Origin of the sequence: Inmirania thermothiophila (assembly GCF_003751635.1) — a bacterium.
Taxonomy (GTDB): Bacteria; Pseudomonadota; Gammaproteobacteria; order DSM-100275; family DSM-100275; genus Inmirania; species Inmirania thermothiophila.
This window is the reverse complement of the sequence record NZ_RJVI01000002.1, coordinates 202,742-222,392: the sequence shown is the minus strand read 5'-3', so window position 1 is coordinate 222,392 and position 19,651 is coordinate 202,742. Positions and strand designations below refer to the sequence as shown.

Genomic DNA, 19,651 nt, shown 5'->3' with positions numbered 1-19,651 from the left:
CCCATGGGCCTGCTGGACGGACTGCGCACCCGCAAGGCCGTCGCCACCGTCGCCGCCTCGCCGAGCCCAAGCACACCGCGGGTGGCGGAGGCGGTGCTGCGCCTGAAGCAGGTCCCCGAGGCCGCGGTGGAGGCCCTGCTCGAGGCGCTGGACGGGGCCGCACACCCGGAGACCGTGCTCGCGGTCCTCAACACCTTCCTCGACAACGCCACCCTGCCCCGCTTTCTCGAGGCCCTCGCCGGCGGCGGGCGTGCGGGGGACGCGGTGGCCCGGCTGCTGGCGCAGAGCCGCCGCTACGATCCCTCGCTGCTGCTGCCCGCCTACCTCGACCCGGCGATCCCGAAGGCGCCGCTTGCACGCATCCTCGAGGCCCAGCGCGAGCGCCTCGACGCCCGGGGCCTGGTGCGGCTGCTCGCCCAGGCCCCCGAGGAGGGGCGGGCGGCGGTGCTGCGCCTGCTCGAGGCCGTGGCCTCGCCGTCGATGGTGCCGGAGCTTGCGCGCCTGTGCGCGGCGCGCGACCCGGCGATCCGGCTCGCCGCCGCCCGCATCCTGCGCCGCTTCAGCGGCGAGGCGGTGCGTGACGCCCTCCTGCCGCTGCTCCAGGACGAGCACAAGGCGATCCGCAACGCCGCCCTCGAGGGCCTGGCGCGGCAGAAGGTCCCGGTGGATGTCGCCCCCATCTGCGCGCTGCTTCGCGACCCGGACCTCACGGTGCAGAGCAAGGCCATCGAGACCCTCGGCCGCATCCGCTCGCCCGAGACCATCCAGCACCTGCTGCCGATCCTGCAGGACGACTCGGAGTACGTGCGCCGCGCCGCGGTGGAGGTCCTCAACCTCGTCGGCGACACCCGCGCGGTCAAGGACCTGCTCAACGCCCTGCGGGACCAGGACTGGTGGGTGCGGGTACGGGCCGCGGACGCCCTCGGCACCATCGGCGGCCCCAAGGTGGTGGAGGCGGTGCTGGCCCTGATCCGCGACGAGGACGAGTTCATCCGCCGCCTCGCGGTGGAGATCCTCAACACCACCAAGGACCCGCGCGCCGCCGAGCGCCTCGTCGCCGCCCTCGACGACCCCGACTGGTGGGTGCGCGAGCGCGCCGTGGACGCCCTCGCCTCCCTCGGCGACACCCGCGCGGTCCCGAGCCTGCTCCGGCTCCTCGAGCGCGACCGGCGCGCCCGCCCGGTGGTGATCCGCGCCCTCGCCGCCCTCGGGGACCGCCGCGCCGTACCCGCCCTCATGCGCTGCCTGAAGGACGAGGACCGCGCCGTGCGCAAAGAGGCCCTGCGGGCGCTCGCCCGGCTCGCCGACGGCGAGCACGCGCCCGAGATCGAGGCCGCCGCCGCCCCGCTGCGCGAGGCCGCCGACGAGGAGATCCGCCAGCTCGCCGACCAGACCGTGGCCACGCTGCAGGCGCTGGTGAGCGTCGCCCGCGAGGAACCCACGCGCGTCGCCGAGGGGGGCGGCGAGCGGCCGGCGGGGGCCGCGGACGGGCCGCGCTCGCTCCTCGTCCAGGGGGTGGAGCCGCCGGCACGCGAGCCGCCCATCGACCCCGCCACGCTCGAGGCGGGGTCGGTGCTCGGCGGGCGCTACAAGGTCGTCCGCCGCGTCGGGCGGGGCGCCTTCGGCACCGTGGTGCTGGTGGAGGACCAGGCGATCGAGGACCGCATCGTCCTCAAGATCCTCAACCCCCAGGTGACGGCCAACGCCGACGTGGTCAAGCGCTTCGTGCTCGAGCTCAAGTACGCGCGGCGCATCGCCCATGAGAACGTGATCCGCATCTACGACTTCGTCGCCATCGGCGGCAGCTACGCCATGTCCATGGAGTACTTCGAGAGCCACTCCCTGGCGGCGGAGCTGCGCGGCGCCAAGCCCCTGGACATCGCCCGCGGCGTGCGTATCGCGCTGCAGATCTGTCGCGGCATGGCGGTGACCCACCGCGGCAACCTCGTCCACCGCGACCTCAAGCCCTCCAACATCCTCATCGGCGAGGGCGACCTGGTGAAGATCGTCGACTTCGGCCTCGCCGCCGCCGCCCGCGAGGGCGAGACCCATCTGACCCGCACCGGGGTCATCCTCGGCACGCCGAGCTACATGGCGCCGGAGCAGATCCGCGGCCACCGCGTCGACCCGCGCACCGACATCTACAGCCTCGGCGTGGTGATGTACGAGATGTTCACGGGCCGGCCGCCCTACGTCGCCGACGACCCGATGGCCATCCTCTTCAAGCACCTGGAGGGCGAGCCGGAACCGCCCTCGCGGGCGAACCCCGCCGTCCCGCCGGCCCTCGAGCACGTCGTGCTCAAGGCCATGGCGCGCCGGCCGGAGGACCGCTACGACACCATGGACAGCCTCGGGCGGGCGCTGGAGCGGGTGCTCGCCCGGGTCGAGGCGGGGGCATGAGCCGCATCGACGCCTTCCTGCGCCTCGGCCGCGAGCAGGGCTGCTCGGACGTCCATCTCGCCGTCGGCGCGCCGCCGCTCCTGCGCCTGCACGGGCAGCTCGAGCCGGTGAAGTACCGGGAGCTCGGCAGCGACGAGCTCGCCGCCCTCCTCGACGAGATCCTCGACCCCGACCAGCGCCGGCGCCTCGCCGCCGGGGACGATCTCGACTTCGCCTACCACAGCGAGGAGGCCGGACGGTTCCGCGTCAACGTCTACCGCACCGTCGCCGGCCTCGCCGCCGCCTTCCGCGTCATCCCCAGCGAGATCCCCCGCCTCGAGGCGCTGGGTCTGCCGGAGGTGGTGCGCCGCATCCCCGACCTCCACCAGGGGCTGGTACTGGTGACCGGGGCGACCGGCTCGGGCAAGTCCACCACCCTCGCCGCGCTCATCGATCACATCAACCGCCACCGCCGCCTCAACATCATCACCCTCGAGGATCCCATCGAGTTCGTCCACCGCAGCGAGCGGTCGCTGGTGGTCCAGCGCGAGGTGGGCACCCACGTGCCGAGCTTCGCCGAGGGCCTGCGCGCCGCCCTGCGCGAGGACCCGGACATCATCCTCGTGGGCGAGATGCGCGACACCGAGACCATCACCCTGGCCATGACCGCCGCCGATACCGGCCACCTGGTCCTCGGCACCCTGCACACCAGCACCGCGGCCAAGACCCTCGACCGCATCATCGACGCCCTGCCCCCGGAGCAGAAGCTGCAGGGCATGAGCGCGCTGGCCCAGAACCTGCGCTACGTGATCAGCCAGACCCTGGTGCGCACCCCGGACGGGCGCGGACGGCGCGCCGTCGCCGAGGTCATGGTCATGACCCCCGCCATCGCGCACCTGCTCATGGCCGGCAAGGTGCACCAGATCCCGAGCCAGATCCAGATGGGCCGGGCGCAGGGGATGCAGCTCCTCGACCAGGCCCTGCTCGCCGCGCTCCAGGCCAAGGAGATCGACCCCGACGAGGCCTACCTGCACGCGACGGACAAAAAGCTGTTCCAGCGCTTCGTCACCGATCCGGCGCTGCTGCCCACGGTCAGCCTCGGCGGCGGCTGAGGGGAACGGCACCATGGCGGAGGCAGGCGGACATCGGATCGACAGCTTCCTCGAGCTGGTGGTGCGCCAGGGCGGCTCCGACCTCCACCTGGTGGCCGGCAACCCGCCCCGGATCCGCCTCTACGGCGAGCTCATCGAGGTCAAGTACCGCACCCTCGGCGCCGACGAGACCGAGGAACTCATCGGCGAGATCCTCCCGCCCATCGCCCGGCGCACCCTCGCCGAGCGGCTCTCGGTGGACTTCGCCTACGAGGTGCCCGGGCTCGCCCGCTTCCGCGTCAACGTCTTCCGCCACCTCGACGGCGTCGGCGCCGTCCTGCGGGTCATCCCCAACGAGGTCCCGAGCCTCGCCGAGCTTGGCCTGCCGCCGGTGGTGCGCCAGCTCTGCCAGCAGCGCCGCGGCCTCATCCTCGTCACCGGCCCCACCGGCTCGGGCAAGTCCACGACGCTGGCGGCGATGGTGGACGCCATCAACCGCAGCCGGCGCGGCCACATCATCACCATCGAAGACCCGGTGGAGTATCTGCACACCCGGCGCCGCTGCCTGGTGAGCCAGCGCGAGGTGGGGGTGCACACCCGCGACTTCGCCGCCGCCCTGCGCTCGGCCCTGCGCGAGGACCCCGACGTGCTGCTGGTGGGCGAGATGCGCGACCTCGAGACCATCCACCTCGCCGCCACCGCGGCCGAGACCGGGATCCTCGTCCTCGGCACCCTCCACACCAACGGCGCCGCCGCCGCCGTGGACCGCATGATCAACGTCTTCCCCGCGACCCAGCAGCCGCTCATCCGCACCATCCTCTCCACCTCGCTGGTGGCGGTGCTGTCGCAGCAGCTGCTGCGCCGCGCCGACGGGCGCGGACGGGTCGCCGCGGTGGAGGTCCTGCTCAACACCCCGGCCGCCGCCAACCTCATCCGCGAGGGCAAGAGCGAGCAGCTCGTCAACGTCATCCAGAGCGGCGCCCTGGTGGGCATGCAGAGCCTCGATGCGGCCCTGCGCCGGCTCGTCGACGCCGGGCTCGTGCGCGGCCAGGAGGCCTATCTCAAGGCCGTCAGCAAGGCCGAGTTCGAGCACCTGCGGGAGCCGGACCTGGAATGACGGCGCCGCAGGCCGCTGCGACACCGAGGAGGGAAGCGAGTCCATGGCCAAGCTGATCCTGACCCTCGACGGCGCGGTGATCCGCGAATACCCCCTGGAGAAGGAGACCGTGAGCATCGGCCGCAGGCCCGGCAACGACATCCAGCTCAACGACCTCGCGGTGAGCGGGCGCCACGCCCTGGTCACCCACCTGCGGCGGACCTACATCGAGGACCTGGGCAGCACCAACGGCACCCTGGTCAACGGCAAGCGCATCCGCAAGACCATCCTCGAGCACGGCGACGTGATCCAGGTGGGCAGCCACCAGATCACCTTCCTCGCCGACTCGGACCAGCCCTACGAGCCCACCATGTTCCTGCGCGCCGAGTACGAGCCGACGATGCACCTCGGCGCCGATGAGATCACCGCCGGGCCCGTGCGCGGCACCCCCCTCGGCGCCATCCGCATCCTCGACGGGCCCCACGCGGGCAAGGTGATGGAGCTGCGCAAGCCCTTCAACACGCTGGGGTTCCGCGGCCTCAAGGTGGCCCTGATCACGCGCGGCCCCCGCGGCTACACCATCCACGGCATCCGCGCCAAGGAGCTCCGCCGCGCCTCGGACCTGCCGGTGGTCAACGGCGTCCCCGTGGGCACCGGAAGCCGTCCCCTGAAGGACCAGGACGTGATCGAACTCGTGGGGACGAAGATGCAGTTCTTCCTGCTCGGCTGAGCGCGCCCCGCTCAGAGGGTGGGGGCGGGCTCGAACCAGGCCAGCTTCTCGCGCAGGCGCACCACCTCGCCGACGATGATCAGCGTCGGCGGCTCCAGGCCCGACTCCCGCGCCGCCCGCGGCAGCCCCTCCAGCGTCGTCTCCACCACCCGCTGCTCGGGGGTCGTCCCCTTCTGCACCAGCGCCACCGGCGTCTGCGGGGCGCGCCCGTGGCGGATCATCTCCCGCGCCAACACCGGCGCCCCGTGCAGCCCCATGTAGAAGACCACCGTCTGGCCGGGCTGCGCCAGCGCCGGCCAGTTGAGATCCAGCGCGGCACCGTCCTTGAGGTGGCCGGTGACGAAGACGCAGGCGTGGGCGTGGTCGCGATGGGTCAGCGGGATGCCCGCGTAGGCGGCACAGCCCGAGGCCGCCGTGATCCCCGGAACCACCTGGAACGGGATGCCCTCGTCCATGAGGGTCTCGATCTCCTCGCCGCCGCGGCCGAAGATGAACGGATCCCCCCCCTTGAGGCGCAGCACCCGCCGCCCCTCCCGCGCAAGCCGCACCAGCAGCGCGTTGATCTCCTCCTGGGGCACGGCGTGGCGGCTGCGCGCCTTGCCGACGTAGATGCGGTCGGCGTCGCGGCGGGTCAGCTCCAGGATCGCCGGCGCCACCAGCCGGTCGTAGACCACCACGTCGGCCTGCTGCATCAGCCGCATGGCCCGGAAGGTGAGCAGGTCCGGATCCCCGGGACCGCCCCCCACGAGATAGACCTCGCCCACCTTCCGCTCGCCCGCGGCCTCCGCCGCCAGCGCCCGCTCGAGCATCCCCTCGGCCTCCGCCTCCTTGCCGGCGAAGACCCGCTCCGCGATGGGCCCCTGCAGGACCTCCTCCCAGAAGATGCGCCGGCGCTGCACGTCGGGCAGCATCGCCTTGACGCGGTCGCGGAAGCGCTCCACGAGGGCGGCGAGGCGGCCGTAGGCGGCCGGGATCTGGGTCTCCAGGCGGGCGCGGATCAGCCGCGCCAGCACCGGCGAGGCCCCGCCCGTGGAGACCGCCGCCACCACCGGCGAGCGGTCGATGATGGAGGGCAGGATGAAGGTGCTCAGCGCGGGCCGGTCGGCGACGTTGACCGGAATGCCGCGCCGCTCGGCCTCGCGGAAGACGGCCTCGTTGACCTCGGCGTCGTCGGTGGCGGCGAGCACCACCGCCACCGGCGCCTCGTCGAGGAGTGCCGGCTCGAAGCGCCCGGGGCGGTGCCTCACCCGGCCCTCCTCCACCAGCTCGGCCAGCGCCGGCGCCAGCGCCGGGGCCACCACCTCGATGCGGGCGCCGGCCTCGAGCAGCAGCCGCGCCTTGCGCGAGGCCACCGCCCCGCCGCCCACCACGAGGCAGCGGCGGCCGCGCACGTTCATGAAGATGGGCAGGAAGTCCATCGCTCCAGATCCTCTCCCGGGCTGCGCACCCGGACAATATGCCCGAAGGGCTAAGGCCCGATGACCTCCTGCCCGCCGAGATAGGGCCGCAGCGCCTCCGGGACGCGGATGCTGCCGTCGGCCTGCTGGTAGTTCTCCATCACCGCCACCAGGGTGCGCCCCACCGCCAGGCCGGAGCCGTTCAGCGTGTGCACCAGCTCCGGGCGGCCCGTCTCGGGGTTGCGCCAGCGCGCCTTCATGCGCCGGGCCTGGAAGTCCTCGAAGTTGCTGCACGAGGAGATCTCGCGGTAGCGCCCCTGTCCCGGCAGCCAGACCTCGAGGTCGTAGGTCTTGGCCGCGGAGAAGCCGAGGTCGCCCGCGCACAGCGCCACCCGCCGGTAGGGCAGCCCGAGCCGCTCCAGCACCGTCTCGGCGTGGCGCGTCAGCTCCTCAAGGGCCTCGTAGGAGCGCGCGGGCTCCACGATCTGCACCAGCTCCACCTTCTCGAACTGGTGCTGGCGGATCATGCCGCGGGTGTCCTTGCCGTAGGCCCCGGCCTCGGCGCGGAAGCACGGCGTGTGGCAGACGTAGCGCCGCGGCAGGGTCTCGGCCTCGAGGATCTCGTCGCGCACCAGGTTGGTCACCGGCACCTCGGCGGTGGGGATGAGGTAGAGCCGCCGCTCGCCCTCGACGGCGAAGAGCTCGTCCTCGAACTTGGGCAGCTGGCCCGTGCCGCGCATGCTCTCGGCGTTGACGAGATACGGAGCGTAGGTCTCGAGATAGCCGTGCTCGCCGGTGTGCAGGTCGAGCATGAACTGGATCAGCGCCCGCTGCAGGCGCGCCAGCCCCCCGTGGAGGACGACGAAGCGCGCGCCGGCCAGCTTCGCCGCGCGCTCGAAGTCCATCCATCCCAGGCGCTCGCCGAGGGCGACGTGGTCGCGCGGCTCGAAGTCGAAGGCGGGCGGCTCACCCCAGCGGCGGACCTCGACGTTGGCCGACTCGTCGGCGCCGTCCGGCACCGACTCGTGGGGGATGTTGGGGATCTCCAGGAGCATGGCCTCGAGCTCGGCCTGGACGCCGGCCAGCGCCTCGCGCGCGGCGTCGAGCTCGCGCCCGAGCCCCGCCACCGCCTCCAGCATCGGGGCGATGTCCTCGCCCGCGGCCTTGGCGCGGCCGATGACCCGGGAGCGTGCGTTGCGCTCGGCCTGCAGCGACTCGGTGCGGCCCTGGAGCTCGCGGCGGCGCGCCTCGAGGGCACGGTAGCGCGCGAGGTCCAGGGTGAAGCCCCGACGCGCCAGCGCCGCCGCCACCGCCTCCGGGTCCTGGCGCAGTCGCTTCGGATCCAGCATCCGCCACCTCCCCTATTCGCCGTCGTTGAGCCGCGCGGTCCACCAGACCGCATGCCCGGCCGGGATCACGTCCCGCAGGTCGTGCAGAATCTGCTCCACCCGCTCCGGCAGGTCGAAGAACTCCACCACCACCGGCAGGTCCATGCCCAGGTCCACGAGGCTCGCCGAGTGCATCCGCCCGGAGCGGCCGAAGCCGGTGATGCCGCGGAACACCGTCACCCCGCGGACCTTCTCCTCGTCATGGAGGCGCCGGAGCAGGTCGCGCAGCAGCCCGCCGCCCTCGGTGATGTAGATGCGCACCACGGTGACCTCGATCCGTTTCACAGCGACCTCCCGAGCCAGACCCCCACCGCGGCCGCCGCCAGGCACAGGACGACGCTGGCGACGACGTTGGCCGCCGCCGCGAGCCACGCCCCCTCCTCGGCCAGGCTCAGGGTCTCGATGGCGAAGGTGGAGAAGGTGGTGAAGGCCCCCAGCAGCCCCACGGTGAGAAAGGCCCGCAGCGCGGGCCCGCTCGCCAGGCGCTCCACCAGCAGCACCCACAGCAGCCCCATGGCCAGCGAGCCGAGCAGGTTCACCACCAGGGTCCCCCAGGGAAAGCCACGGCCAAGGACCCCGTAGACCGCGGTGGAGACCGCGTAGCGGAGCACCGCGCCGAGGGCGCCGCCGGCGGCGACCGAGCCGAGGGTGGCCGCCCCCGTCACCGCCCCCGCTCCCGGTCCAGGCGGCGCAGCCGCGCCAGCCGCTCGCGGATGCGAAGCTCGAGCCCGTCCGCGACCGGCTCGTAGTAGCGGCCCTCGGGCATGCCCTCCGGGAAGTAGCGCTCGCCGGCGGCGTAGCGCTCCGGCTCGTCGTGGGCGTAGCGGTAGCCCCGCCCGTGTCCCAGCTCGCGCATCAGCCGGGTCGGCGCGTTGCGAAGGTGCATCGGGACCTCCAGGCTGCCGTGGCGGCGCGCATCCTCCATCGCCGCGCCGAAGGCGCGGTAGACGGCGTTGCTCTTGGGCGCGCAGGCGAGGTAGACCACGGCCTGGGCGATGGCGAGCTCGCCCTCGGGGCTGCCCAGCCGGTCGTAGACGTCCCACGCCGCGAGCGCGAGCTGGAGGCCGCGCGGGTCGGCGTTGCCGATATCCTCGCTGGCCATGCGCACCACGCGGCGGGCAATGTAGCGGGGATCGCACCCCCCGTCCAGCATCCGGCAGAGCCAGTACAGGGCCGCGTCCGGCGCCGAGCCGCGCACCGCCTTGTGCAGCGCCGAGATCTGGTCGTAGAAGAGGTCCCCGCCCTTGTCGAAGCGGCGCACCCCGCCCCGCACCACCTCCGCCACCGCCGCCTCGGTGATGCGCGCCCCCTCGCCCTCGGGCTCGGCGAGATCGGCGGCGATCTCGAGCAGATTGAGGGCGCGGCGGGCGTCACCGTCGGCGGCTCGCGCGATGAGGCGCAGAAGCTGCGCGTCGACGCGCAGGCCGCGCCCGCCGAGGCCCCGCTCGCCGTCGGCCAGCGCCCGCTCCAGCACCCGAACCAGGTCCTGCTCGCCCAAGGGGCGCAGGACATAGACCCGCGCCCGCGAGAGCAGCGCGTTGTTGAGCTCGAACGAGGGGTTCTCGGTGGTGGCGCCGACGAAGACGAGGGTGCCGTCCTCGACGTGGGGGAGGAAGGCGTCCTGCTGCGCCTTGTTGAACCGGTGCGCCTCGTCCACGAAGAGGATCGTCGCCCGCCCCTGCTCCCTCAGGGCGCGCGCGCGGGCGACCGCCTCGCGGATCTCCTTCACCCCCGCGAGCACCGCGGAAACTGCGATGAACTCCGCCCCTGCGCGCCGCGCGAGGAGCCGCGCCAGCGTCGTCTTGCCGGTCCCAGGCGGCCCCCACAGCACCATGGAGTGCAGCCGCCCGGCCTCGATGGCCCGGCGCAGGGGCTTGCCCGGACCGAGGATGTGCCCCTGCCCCACGACCTCGTCCAGGTCGCGCGGCCGCATCCGGTCGGCGAGCGGGCGCTCGGGCGCGGCGGTCACTGCGCCTCTGCCCCCACCACGTCCACGCCCGGCGGCGGCTCGAAGCGGAACAGGCCCGGATCGAGCCCGCGGTTGCGCTGCACCTGCGAGAAGCGGAAGCGCGTGCGCTGGCCGAAGCCGTCCACCAGCACCATGACCTCGATCCCCTCGGCGCCGAGCCCCACCTCGAGCCGGGCGAAGTCGTCGCTGCCGTCGCGGGGCTCGAGCCGCACCCAGGCGAGCCCCTCGCGCCGCCCCGCGGCCTCGGCGCGGAAGCCGTCGGCGAGGGTGGCCGCCCCGCTCAGCAGGCGCGACGGCGCGCTCCCCAGGGCCTCGTCCAGAGGCCGCACCGTGACCTGCTCTAGGGCCGCGTCGTAGAACCACAGACGCTCGCCGTCGGCGACGATGAGCTGGCGCGCGGGCTCCACGTAGTCCCAGCGGAAGCGCCCGGGGCGAAGGATCGCCACCGTGCCCGCCGAGCGCTGCACCTCGCGCCCGCGCTCATCCAGCAGCACCTGCTCGAAGCGGCCCTCGAGGGTCCGCGTGCCCTCGAGCCAGGCCGCAAGCCGCGCCACCGCATCGCCCTCCTGCGCCGCCGCCGGCAGCACGGCGAGGGCCAGCATCAGCACCGTCCCGAACCATCCCATCACCCTAGGCCTCCGGCGGCGGCGGCGCGAGCACCTCGCGGCCGCCGTTGGACTGCATGGGCCCCACCACGCCCGCCTCCTCCATGGCCTCGACGATGCGCGCGGCGCGGTTGTAGCCGATGCGGAAGCGGCGCTGGATCAGCGACACCGAGACCCGGCGCTTCTCGGTGACGAAGCGGACCGCCTCGTCGTAGACCGGGTCCTGCTCGCCGCCGCCGCCCTCCTCCTCGCCCGTCTCCGCCCCCGCCGCGGCATCCCCCGCCAGCACCGACTCGTCGTAGCGCGGCCCGCCCTGCCGGCGCAGGTGCTCCACCACGCGATGCACCTCCTGGTCCGAGACGAAGGCGCCGTGCACCCGCCGCGGGACCATGGTGCCGGGCTCGACGTAGAGCATGTCGCCGCGGCCGAGGAGCTGCTCGGCCCCCATCTGGTCGAGGATGGTGCGCGAGTCCACCCGCGAGGAGACCTGGAAGGCGATGCGCGCCGGGATGTTGGACTTGATCAGCCCCGTGATCACGTCCACCGAGGGCCGCTGGGTGGCGAGGATGAGGTGGATGCCCGAGGCCCGCGCCTTCTGGGCGAGGCGGATGATGAGCTCCTCCACCTTCTTGCCCGCCACCATCATGAGGTCGGCGAGCTCGTCCACCACCACCACGATGAAAGGCATGGGGGCGAGCGGCGGCGCCGGCCCCTCGGCCGCGTCCGCCGTGGGGTCGGCGAGGGGCTCGCCCTTCTCCAGCGCCGCCCGCACCTTGCGGTTGAAGCCGGCGAGGTTGCGCACCCCCACCGCCGCCATCAGCCGGTAGCGCCGCTCCATCTCGGCCACGCACCAACGCAGCGCATTGGCCGCATCCTTCATATCCGTGACCACCGGCGCGAGCAGGTGCGGGATGCCCTCGTAGACCGAAAGCTCCAGCATCTTCGGGTCCACCAGGACCAGGCGCACCTCCTCCGGCGAGGCCTTGTAGAGGATGCTGAGGAGCATGGCGTTGAGGGCCACCGACTTGCCCGAGCCCGTGGTGCCCGCCACCAGCAGGTGGGGCATGCGGGCGAGGTCCACCACCACCGGGTGGCCGGCGATGTCCTTGCCCAGCGCCAGGCTCACCGGCGAGCCCGCCCGCTCGTAGTCGCGCGAGCGCAGGATCTCGCCGAGCAGCACCGTCTCCCGCTCGGCGTTGGGCACCTCGAGGCCGATCACGGACTTGCCCGGGATCACCTCCACCACGCGCACGCTCACCACCGACAGCGCCCGCGCCAGGTCCTTGGCGAGCCCCGTGATGCGGCTCACCTTGACCCCGGGCCCCGGCTGCACCTCGAAGCGGGTGATGACCGGCCCCGGGTGCACCGCCACCACCTCGGCCTCGACCCCGAAGTCCTTGAGCTTGAGCTCGAGCTGGCGCGACATCGCCGTGAGCTCCTCGCTGCTGTAGCCGCGCCGCCCCCCCTGGGGCTTCTCGAGAAGCGCGAGCGGCGGCAGGCCGCCGTCCGGCGGCAGCTCCGCGAAGAGCGGCACCTGCCGCTCGCGCTGCGGCCGCTCGCCCTCGGCCACCTGATCCACCACCGGCTCGATGCGCGGCGGCGCACGCCGCGCCATGCGGCCGCGCTCGGCCCGCACCTGGCGCGTGCGCTCGCGCCTCTGCCGCCGCCCCACCCACCAGCGCTCCCAGGCCGCCGCCGCCCCCGCGCGCGCGAGGTGGAGGCCGCGCAGGGTCAGGTAGCCGGTGAGATCCATCAGCCCCAGCCACGACAGCCCCGTAAACAGCGTCACCCCGGCGAGGAAGGCCGCGAGCAGGAAGAGCGTCGTGCCGAGGGGTCCCACCGCCGGCAGCAGGGCCTTGGCGATCACGCCGCCGACCACGCCCCCGGCGCCCACGCCCTCGGGCAGGCGCACCGGGGTGAAGTGGACCGCCGCGAGCCCGCTGCCGCCCGCCACCAGCAGCACCAGCCCGGCCGCGCGCACCGCGAGGCTGCGCGGGCGCAGCAGCGCCCCGCCCGCCTCGCCCTCGCGGCTCGCCAGCCACGCCCCGTAGGCCGCCATGGCCGGCATCAGCCAGGCGAGGTGGCCGAGCAGGTAGAGGGCGAGGTCGGCGAACCAGGCCCCCGCCACGCCCCCGGCGTTGTCCACGGGCCCGCCGTCGCCGCTGTAGGACCAGGCCGGATCGCCGGGATCGTAGGTGGCGAGCGCCACCAGCAGGTAGGCCGCAAGCGCCAGCCCCGCGAGCAGCAGCGCCTCGCGCAGCCGGCGCGAGAGCTGGATGCGGACCGCCGGACGCGGGCCCCGCTTCGGTGTCGCCTGGGGCAAGAAGCGACCTCTCGTACAGTATGAGAAACAGCCCGCAATTGTTTCATTCTGCGGGCCTTGCTGTCCACCGCCACGGACCGGCTCCGGCCGGGAGAGGCTTGGCCTCGCGGGGGTCCTCCCGTACCATGGCCCGCCGGTCAGGAAGCGTGCGATCGGAGGGATTATAAATGAGCACCACCAGGCACTGCCGGCTCCTCATCCTCGGCTCGGGCCCGGCCGGCTACACCGCCGCCGTCTACGCCGCACGCGCCAACCTCTCGCCGGTGCTCATCACCGGCCTCGAGCAGGGCGGCCAGCTCATGACCACCACCGACGTGGACAACTGGCCCGGCGGCCACGAGGGCCTGCAGGGTCCGGAGCTGATGGAGAACATGCGCCGCCACGCCGAGCGCTTCGGCACCGAGATCGTCTTCGACCACATCCACACCGCCCGCCTCGGCGAGCGCCCCTTCCGCCTCGAGGGCGACAGCGGCGTCTACACCTGCGACGCCCTCATCATCGCCACCGGCGCCTCGGCCATGTACCTGGGCCTGCCGAGCGAGGAGAAGTACCGCGGCCGCGGGGTCTCCGCCTGCGCCACTTGCGACGGCTTCTTCTACCGCGGCGAGCGGGTGGCGGTCATCGGCGGCGGCAACACCGCGGTGGAGGAGGCGCTGTATCTGGCCAACATCGCCGAGCACGTCACCGTCGTGCACCGCCGCGACCGCTTCCGCGCCGAGAAGATCCTCGCCGACAAGCTGATGCAGAAGGCACGCGAGGGCAACGTCGCCATCGAGTGGAACCATGTCCTCGACGAGATCCTCGGCGACGAGCAGGGCGTGACCGGCATCCGCATCCGCAGCACGGTGGACGGCAGCACCAAGGAGATCCCGGTCAAGGGCGTCTTCGTCGCCATCGGTCACCGGCCCAACACCGAGATCTTCAAGGGCCAGCTGGAGATGGACGAGCGCGGCTACCTCATCGTGCGCGGCGGACGCGAGGGCAACGCCACCGCCACCAGCATCGAGGGGGTCTTCGCCGCCGGCGACGTCGCCGACCCCGTCTACCGCCAGGCGGTGACCTCCGCGGGCGCGGGCTGCATGGCCGCCCTCGACGCCGAGCGCTACCTGGACGCCCTGGGGGCGGGCTGACGCGCCCTCAGCGGCCGATCCAGACCCGCGTCCCCGCCGGCACCAGGTCGAAGAGCTCGATGACGTCGGCGCTGCGCATGCGGATGCAGCCGCGCGAGGCGGGCACGCCCATGGGGGCGTCGTCGGGGGCGCCGTGGATGTAGATGTAGCGGCGCATGGTGTCCACCGCACCGAGGCGGTTGCGGCCGCGCTCGAGGCCGCTCAGCCAGAGGATGCGCGAGAGGATCCAGTCGCGCCCGGGATGACGGGCGGCGAGCTCCGGGGTCCAGATCTCGCCCGTGGGGCGGCGGCCGACGAAGACCGTCCCCGGGGCGCAGCCGGCGCCGATCTTGGCCCGCACCACGTGCCAGCCGCGCGGTGTGCGCTCGCTGCCGCGCCGCTCCCCGAGGCCCCGCGCCGCGGTGGAGACCGGCCACGAGCGCAGCACCCGCCCGTCGGCGACCAGCGCCAGCCGCTGCACCGCCACGCGGACCTCGAGATGCGGCGCCTCGCTCACCGCCTGCGCACCGTCGCCAGCCCGTCCCAGCTCCCGTCGGGCGAGAGCCGATAGCCCGCCACCTCCGCCCGCAGCGCCGCCACGTGATCCTCGTACCAGAGCGGCACGTAGGCGAGGTCGCGGTGCACCTCCTCCGCCACCGCCCGGTAGATGGGTGCCAGCGCCTCCAGCGTCGCCGCCCGCGCGGCCGCATCCAGCAGCCCGTCCACCCGCGGCGAGCGGTAGCGGCCGCGGTTCGCCCCCGCCGGCGGGAGCGAGGCGCTGTGGAAGATGTAGCGCAGGATCTCCGGGCTCCGCACCCCCACCCAGCTCAGGCTGTACATCTGGAAGCGCCCCGCCTTGATGTCGCCGTAGAAGGTCCCCCAGTCGTGGCTGGCGATGCGCACCTCGATCCCGGTCCGGCGCAGCTGCGCCTGGATCACCGTCGCCACCCGCAGCCGGAAGGGGTCGGCGGAGGTCTTGTAGCTCAGGCGCACCGGCGCCCCCAGGGAGGCCACCAGCGCCCGCGCGCGTGCCGGATCGTGGGCGTAGGGCCGCAGGCCCGGATCGCCGGCCCAGTGCGTCGGCGGCAGGATCCACTCGGCGGGGCGGGCGGCGCCGGCGAAGAGATGGCGGACGATGGCCTCGCGGTCGATGGCGCGGGCCACCGCCTCGCGCAGCGCCCGCCGCCCGGTGAGCGGATCCTCCAGGTTGAAGCCGAGGTAGGTGAAGGTGGTGCCGGGCGCGCGCAGGATCCGCACCTCGGGGCGGCGCCGGAGGTAGGCCACGAGCTCCGGAGGCAGGTCGTTCTGCACCAGGTCGAGCTCCCCGCGCAGGAGCTTCAGCACCCGCACCGTGGGGTCGGGCACCACCACCAGCTCCACCCGCTGCCCGTCCGCCCGCCGCTCCAGCACCATGCGCCCGGGCTCGCGGGCGAGGAGCCGGAACGGCCCGCTCCCCGGCGCCCCCGCCACCGGCGCGCCGCGCCCGGCCGCCGCCGCCGGCAGGATGCCGAGCCCGAGCCGCGTCGGAAAGAGCGGATCGGGCCGCGAGAGGACGAACGCCACCGTCTCCTCGTCCACCGCCTCCACCGCCCGGATCACCTCGAGGCCGGCACGGTACGGCGACCCGGTGGCCGGGTCCAGCACCGAGCGGTAGGTGGCCACCACGTCCGCGGCGGTGAGCCTGCGCCCGTCGGCGAAGGCGCGCCGCTCGGGGTCGAGGCGGAAGCGGTAGCGGGTCGGGGCCGCCCGCGTCCAGCGCGCGAGCGCCGGCACCGCCCGCCCCGCGGCGTCGAAGTCGGTCAGGCGCGCATAGAGCAGCCGCACCAGGCGCACCGAGGCGGCGTCGGTGGCGAAGCGCGGATCCAACGTCGCCGGCGCGGCGGCGATCCCGAGGCGGATCGCCCGCGGCGCGGCATCACCGCCGGCGCAGGCGCCGAGCAGCAGGGCCAGCCCCAGGACGGCTCCCGCGCGGGCCCGTGCCGTTGCTATCCTCCCCTCCATGAGCGCGCTGCCCCTGCTCCTCCTGCCGCTTGCCGCCTACCTGGTGGCGGCGCTCTACGTCTACGCCGTGCAGGAGCGCGTGGTCTACGCCCCCGACCGGCTCCTGCGCGCCACCCCCGCCGAGGCCGGCCTCCCCTACGAGGACGTCCTCCTCACCGCCGAGGACGGGGTCGGCCTGCACGGCTGGTGGGTCCCCCACCCCGAGCCCCGCGGGACCCTCCTCTTCGCCCACGGCAACGCCGGCAACGTCTCCGACCGCCTGGACAGCCTGCGCCTGTTCCACGAGCTGGGGCTCGCGACCCTGATCGTGGACTACCGCGGCTACGGCCGCAGCGAGGGCCGTCCCTCCGAGGCCGGCACCTACCGCGACATCGCCGCCGCCTGGCGCCACCTCGTGGAGACGCGGGGCGCCGACCCCGCCCGCACCGTGCTCCTCGGCCGCTCCCTCGGCGGGCCCATCGCCGCCTGGCTGGCGGCCCGCGTGCGCCCGGCCGGGCTCGTGCTCGAGGGCACGTTCACGAGCCTGGTGGACATGGCCCGGCTCCATTATCCATGGCTGCCGGTGCGCTGGCTCGCCCGCATCCGCTACGACACCCTGGCCTCGGTGCGCCGCCTCGCCGACGTGCCGCTGCTCGTCGTCCACAGCGTCGACGACGCCGTGGTCCCCTGCGCCTTCGGCCGGGCCCTCTACCGCGCGGCCCCGCCGCCGAAGCGCTTCCTCGCGCTGCACGGCCCCCACGCCGAGGCCCACCTCGCCTCCCTGCGGCGCTACCGCGCCGGCCTCGAGCGCTTCCTCGCCGAGACCCTGGGGGGATGACCGCGCACCTCTTCGTCTACGGCACCCTCGCCTCGGGCCCGCTGCCGCCCGCGCTGCGCCGGGTCCTGGCCCGCCACGCCCGCGACCTCGGACCGGCCACGGTGCGCGGGCGCCTCCTGGACCTCGGCCCGTGGCCGGGCTGGATCCCCGAGGGCGCGGGGCGCGTCCACGGCCGGGTGCTGGCCCTGGCGCGGGCGCGCTGGACCCTGCCCCTGATCGACCGCTACGAGGACCCGGCCGGGCGCGAGTTCGTGCGCGTCGCCACCCGCGCCCGGCTCGCGCACGGGAGGGAGCTGCCATGTCTTGCCTACGCCTGGCGCGGCCGCCGGCGCGGGCGGCCGCTGCCCTCGGGGCGCTGGCGGCGGCCCTGAGCGCCGCCGCCGCCCCGCCGGTGGCGCGCATCGCGCTGCCGCCGGGCTTTCGCGCCGCGGTCTACGCCTGGCCCGTGCCCGGTGCGCGCTCGCTCGCCCTCGGCCCCGGCGGCACGGTCTTCGTCGGCAGCCGCGGCGAGGGCCGCGTCTACGCCCTCCACGACGCCGACGGGGACGGCCGCGCCGAGCGCGTGGAGGTGCTGCTCGCGGGGCTCGACACCCCCAACGGCGTCGCCGTCGGCGGCGACGACCTGTACGTCGCCGAGAACCACCGCCTCGTGCGCTATGCGGGGCTCGCCGCCCGCCCCGGCACGCCGCCGCGGCCCGAGGTGCTGGCGCGCCTGCCGCGCTATCGCCACCACGGCTGGCGCTACCTGCGCATCGGCCCGCAGGGCCGCCCCTGGCTGTCCCTCGGCGCCCCCTGCAACGTCTGCGAGGCCCCGGGCACCGCCCGCATCGTGCGCGTCGAGCCCGACGGCCGCCTCACCCCCTGGGCCCTGGGCGTGCGCAACTCGGTGGGCTTCGACTGGCATCCGCGCACCGGGGTGCTCTGGTTCACCGACAACGGCCGCGACTGGCTCGGCGACGACCTGCCCCCCGACGAACTCAACCGCGCGCCGCGGCCAGGCCTGCACTTCGGCTTCCCCTACTGCCACGGGCGCGGGCTGGCCGACCCCGAGTTCGGCCGCGGCGCCGACTGCCGCCGCTACACGCCCCCGGCGCTCGAGCTCGGCCCCCACGTCGCCGCGCTCGGCATGCGCTTCTACACCGGCGACACCTTCCCGCCGCCCTGGCGCGGCCGCCTCTTCATCGCCGAGCACGGCTCGTGGAACCGCAGCGAGCGCATCGGCTACCGCATCACCACGGTGCGGGTAGAGGGCGGGCGGGCCGACGACTACCGCCCCTTCGCCGTCGGCTGGCTCACCGCCGGTCGCGTCTGGGGCCGGCCGGTGGACCTCCTGGTGATGCCCGACGGCGCGCTGCTGGTCTCCGACGACCACGCCGGGGCCGTCTACCGCATCGCCTACGAGGGGGCGGACGCGGCCCCTCAGGCGCGCTCGAACAGGGCCATGGACTCCACGTGCGCGGTGTGCGGGAACATGTCCATGACCCCGGCGGCGGCGAGGCGGTAGCCCTGGGCGGCGAGGACGGCGGCGTCGCGGGCGAGCGTGGCCGGCCCGCAGGAGACGTAGAGGATGCGCCGGGCCCCGGTGGCGCCGAGGTGCCCCACCACCGCCTCGGCGCCGCTGCGGGGCGGATCCAGCAGGACCGCGTCGTAGCCGCCGGCAAGCCACGGCGCCCCGGTGGGATCCCGGGCGAGATCGGCGACGTGATGCTCGACGTTGCACGCGCCGTGGGCCTCGGCGTTGGCCCGCGCGCGGGCCACCAGCCCGGCCTCGCCCTCCACGCTGACCACCGCCCCGGCCCTGCGCGCCAGGGGGAGGGTGAAGTTGCCGAGGCCGGCGAAGAGCTCCAGCACCCGCTCCCCCGGCCGCGGGTCGAGCAGCTCCATCGCCTGCGCCACCATGGCGCGGTTGATCGCCGCGTTGACCTGGGTGAAGTCCGTGGCCTGGAAGCGGATCACCACGGCGCCGCCGTCCACCGCGTAGGCGAGGGGCGGGGCCTCGGGGTCCAGCGGCTCCAGCGCCTCGGGGCCGCCGGGCTGGAGCAGCACCTGCAGCCCGGTCTCGGCGCCGAAGGCGCGCAGCCGCTCGCGGTCCTCCGGGGCCAGGGGCGCGAGGTGGCGGAAGACCAGGGCCCCCGCCTCGTCGCCGATGGCCACCTCGATCTGGGGCAGGCGCGCGCGCACCGAGAGCGAGCCCACCAGGGCCGAGAGGGCCTCCAGGCGCTCGCCCACCCACGGGTGCAGCACCGGACAGGTGCGAAGATCGGCGATCAGCCGCCCGCCGCGCTCGCGAAAGCCCACCAGCACCCGCCCCTTCGCCGGCACGTCGCGCACGCCGAGACGGGCGCGGCGGCGGTAGCCCCAGACCGGGCCGGTGAGCGGCGGCAGCACCTCGCGCGGCGCCACGCCGCCGATGCGGCGCAGGTTGTCCAGCAGCCAGCCCTGCTTCTCCCGCACCTGCGCCGCCGGGTCCAGGTGCTGCAAGCTGCAGCCGCCGCAGACCCCGAAGTGGGGGCAGCGGGGCGCCACCCGCTCGGCCGAGGGGACCAACACCTCGGCGCACTCGCCCTCGTCGTAGCGGCGGTGCCGCCGGGTGCGCAGGAAGCGCACCCGCTCGCCGGGCAGGGCGCCGGCGATGAAGGCCGCCTTGCCCTCGATGCGGGCGAGGCCGCGCCCGTCGTGGGCGAGGGCCTCCACCACCACCGGCTCGGGCAGCAGTTCGCGCCGGCTGCGCCGCCTCGCCGCCACC

18 protein-coding genes are annotated in these 19,651 nt (G+C 74.6%); 8 read left to right on the top strand and 10 right to left on the bottom strand.

Annotated elements, in window-relative coordinates; all coding sequences use genetic code 11:
- The first annotated feature begins 3 nt into the window (after window positions 1–3).
- Genes EDC57_RS06705 through EDC57_RS06690 form a run of 4 tightly spaced genes read left to right on the top strand, consistent with a single transcriptional unit; the run spans window position 4 to window position 5,296 of the window.
- Window positions 4–2,400 carry a HEAT repeat domain-containing protein gene (locus EDC57_RS06705; RefSeq protein WP_123401130.1) on the top strand — a complete coding sequence of 799 codons (2,397 nt, stop codon included), beginning with the start codon at window positions 4–6 and terminating at the stop codon, window positions 2,398–2,400.
- Entirely contained in the window at window positions 2,397–3,491 is a 1,095-nt protein-coding gene (locus EDC57_RS06700; protein WP_123401129.1) for a type IV pilus twitching motility protein PilT, read from the top strand. The genes EDC57_RS06705 and EDC57_RS06700 overlap by 4 nt, the downstream gene beginning before the upstream one ends.
- A 13-nt stretch (window positions 3,492–3,504) precedes the next feature.
- Window positions 3,505–4,587 (top strand): type IV pilus twitching motility protein PilT, encoded by a 1,083-nt coding sequence (locus EDC57_RS06695; RefSeq protein WP_123401128.1) that lies wholly within the window; start codon window positions 3,505–3,507, stop codon window positions 4,585–4,587.
- Window positions 4,588–4,630: 43 nt separating this feature from the next.
- Window positions 4,631–5,296: an FHA domain-containing protein gene (locus EDC57_RS06690; protein WP_170165064.1), complete on the top strand. Its 666-nt coding sequence runs from the start codon at window positions 4,631–4,633 to the stop codon at window positions 5,294–5,296.
- Between the two features lie 11 nt (window positions 5,297–5,307).
- Here EDC57_RS06690 and cysG read toward each other — a convergent pair whose 3' ends face one another.
- From cysG to EDC57_RS06655, 7 genes are read right to left on the bottom strand one after another with little or no spacing between them, the layout of a single operon-like run.
- Window positions 5,308–6,714 carry a siroheme synthase CysG gene (cysG, locus tag EDC57_RS06685; RefSeq protein ID WP_123401126.1) on the bottom strand — a complete coding sequence of 469 codons (1,407 nt, stop codon included), beginning with the start codon at window positions 6,712–6,714 and terminating at the stop codon, window positions 5,308–5,310.
- Between the two features lie 50 nt (window positions 6,715–6,764).
- The gene (serS, locus tag EDC57_RS06680; protein WP_123401125.1) at window positions 6,765–8,042 is read right to left on the bottom strand and encodes a serine--tRNA ligase; all 1,278 of its coding nucleotides are present in this window, start codon (window positions 8,040–8,042) and stop codon (window positions 6,765–6,767) included.
- Window positions 8,043–8,054: 12 nt separating this feature from the next.
- On the bottom strand, window positions 8,055–8,366 hold the full coding sequence (locus EDC57_RS06675) for a DUF190 domain-containing protein (RefSeq protein WP_123401124.1): 312 nt from the start codon (window positions 8,364–8,366) through the stop codon (window positions 8,055–8,057).
- A complete protein-coding gene (crcB, locus tag EDC57_RS06670; RefSeq protein ID WP_123401123.1) occupies window positions 8,363–8,746 on the bottom strand; it encodes a fluoride efflux transporter CrcB in 384 nt (127 codons plus the stop codon). Before crcB ends, EDC57_RS06675 begins: the two co-directional genes overlap by 4 nt.
- On the bottom strand, window positions 8,743–10,014 hold the full coding sequence (locus EDC57_RS06665; protein ID WP_123401830.1) for a replication-associated recombination protein A: 1,272 nt from the start codon (window positions 10,012–10,014) through the stop codon (window positions 8,743–8,745). Before EDC57_RS06665 ends, crcB begins: the two co-directional genes overlap by 4 nt.
- A 32-nt stretch (window positions 10,015–10,046) precedes the next feature.
- The gene (gene lolA, locus EDC57_RS06660; RefSeq protein ID WP_148051438.1) at window positions 10,047–10,676 is read right to left on the bottom strand and encodes an outer membrane lipoprotein periplasmic chaperone LolA; all 630 of its coding nucleotides are present in this window, start codon (window positions 10,674–10,676) and stop codon (window positions 10,047–10,049) included.
- A 4-nt stretch (window positions 10,677–10,680) separates the two neighbouring features.
- Window positions 10,681–12,978 carry a DNA translocase FtsK gene (locus EDC57_RS06655; RefSeq protein WP_211331916.1) on the bottom strand — a complete coding sequence of 766 codons (2,298 nt, stop codon included), beginning with the start codon at window positions 12,976–12,978 and terminating at the stop codon, window positions 10,681–10,683.
- A gap of 167 nt (window positions 12,979–13,145) precedes the next feature.
- Between EDC57_RS06655 and trxB the strand changes: the two genes are divergently transcribed.
- Complete coding sequence (gene trxB / locus EDC57_RS06650; RefSeq protein WP_123401120.1) at window positions 13,146–14,108, top strand: thioredoxin-disulfide reductase; 963 nt, start codon at window positions 13,146–13,148, stop codon at window positions 14,106–14,108.
- Between the two features lie 7 nt (window positions 14,109–14,115).
- Here trxB and EDC57_RS06645 read toward each other — a convergent pair whose 3' ends face one another.
- Window positions 14,116–14,604 (bottom strand): L,D-transpeptidase, encoded by a 489-nt coding sequence (locus tag EDC57_RS06645; RefSeq protein ID WP_211331915.1) that lies wholly within the window; start codon window positions 14,602–14,604, stop codon window positions 14,116–14,118.
- The gene (locus EDC57_RS06640) at window positions 14,601–16,088 is read right to left on the bottom strand and encodes an ABC transporter substrate-binding protein (RefSeq protein WP_123401119.1); all 1,488 of its coding nucleotides are present in this window, start codon (window positions 16,086–16,088) and stop codon (window positions 14,601–14,603) included. The genes EDC57_RS06645 and EDC57_RS06640 overlap by 4 nt, the downstream gene beginning before the upstream one ends.
- On the opposite strand from EDC57_RS06640, the gene EDC57_RS06635 reads away from it, so the two are divergent.
- Genes EDC57_RS06635 through EDC57_RS06625 form a run of 3 tightly spaced genes read left to right on the top strand, consistent with a single transcriptional unit; the run spans window position 16,087 to window position 18,409 of the window.
- The gene (locus tag EDC57_RS06635) at window positions 16,087–16,905 is read left to right on the top strand and encodes an alpha/beta hydrolase (protein ID WP_123401118.1); all 819 of its coding nucleotides are present in this window, start codon (window positions 16,087–16,089) and stop codon (window positions 16,903–16,905) included. The genes EDC57_RS06640 and EDC57_RS06635 overlap by 2 nt on opposite strands.
- Window positions 16,902–17,276: a gamma-glutamylcyclotransferase family protein gene (locus EDC57_RS06630; RefSeq protein ID WP_123401117.1), complete on the top strand. Its 375-nt coding sequence runs from the start codon at window positions 16,902–16,904 to the stop codon at window positions 17,274–17,276. Before EDC57_RS06635 ends, EDC57_RS06630 begins: the two co-directional genes overlap by 4 nt.
- Window positions 17,204–18,409, top strand: a complete 1,206-nt coding sequence (locus EDC57_RS06625; protein ID WP_123401116.1) for a PQQ-dependent sugar dehydrogenase — start codon at window positions 17,204–17,206, stop codon at window positions 18,407–18,409. The genes EDC57_RS06630 and EDC57_RS06625 overlap by 73 nt, the downstream gene beginning before the upstream one ends.
- Here EDC57_RS06625 and rlmD read toward each other — a convergent pair.
- Window positions 18,325–19,650: a 23S rRNA (uracil(1939)-C(5))-methyltransferase RlmD gene (rlmD, locus tag EDC57_RS06620; RefSeq protein WP_123401115.1), complete on the bottom strand. Its 1,326-nt coding sequence runs from the start codon at window positions 19,648–19,650 to the stop codon at window positions 18,325–18,327. The genes EDC57_RS06625 and rlmD overlap by 85 nt on opposite strands.
- Between the last annotated feature and the right edge of the window lies 1 nt (window position 19,651).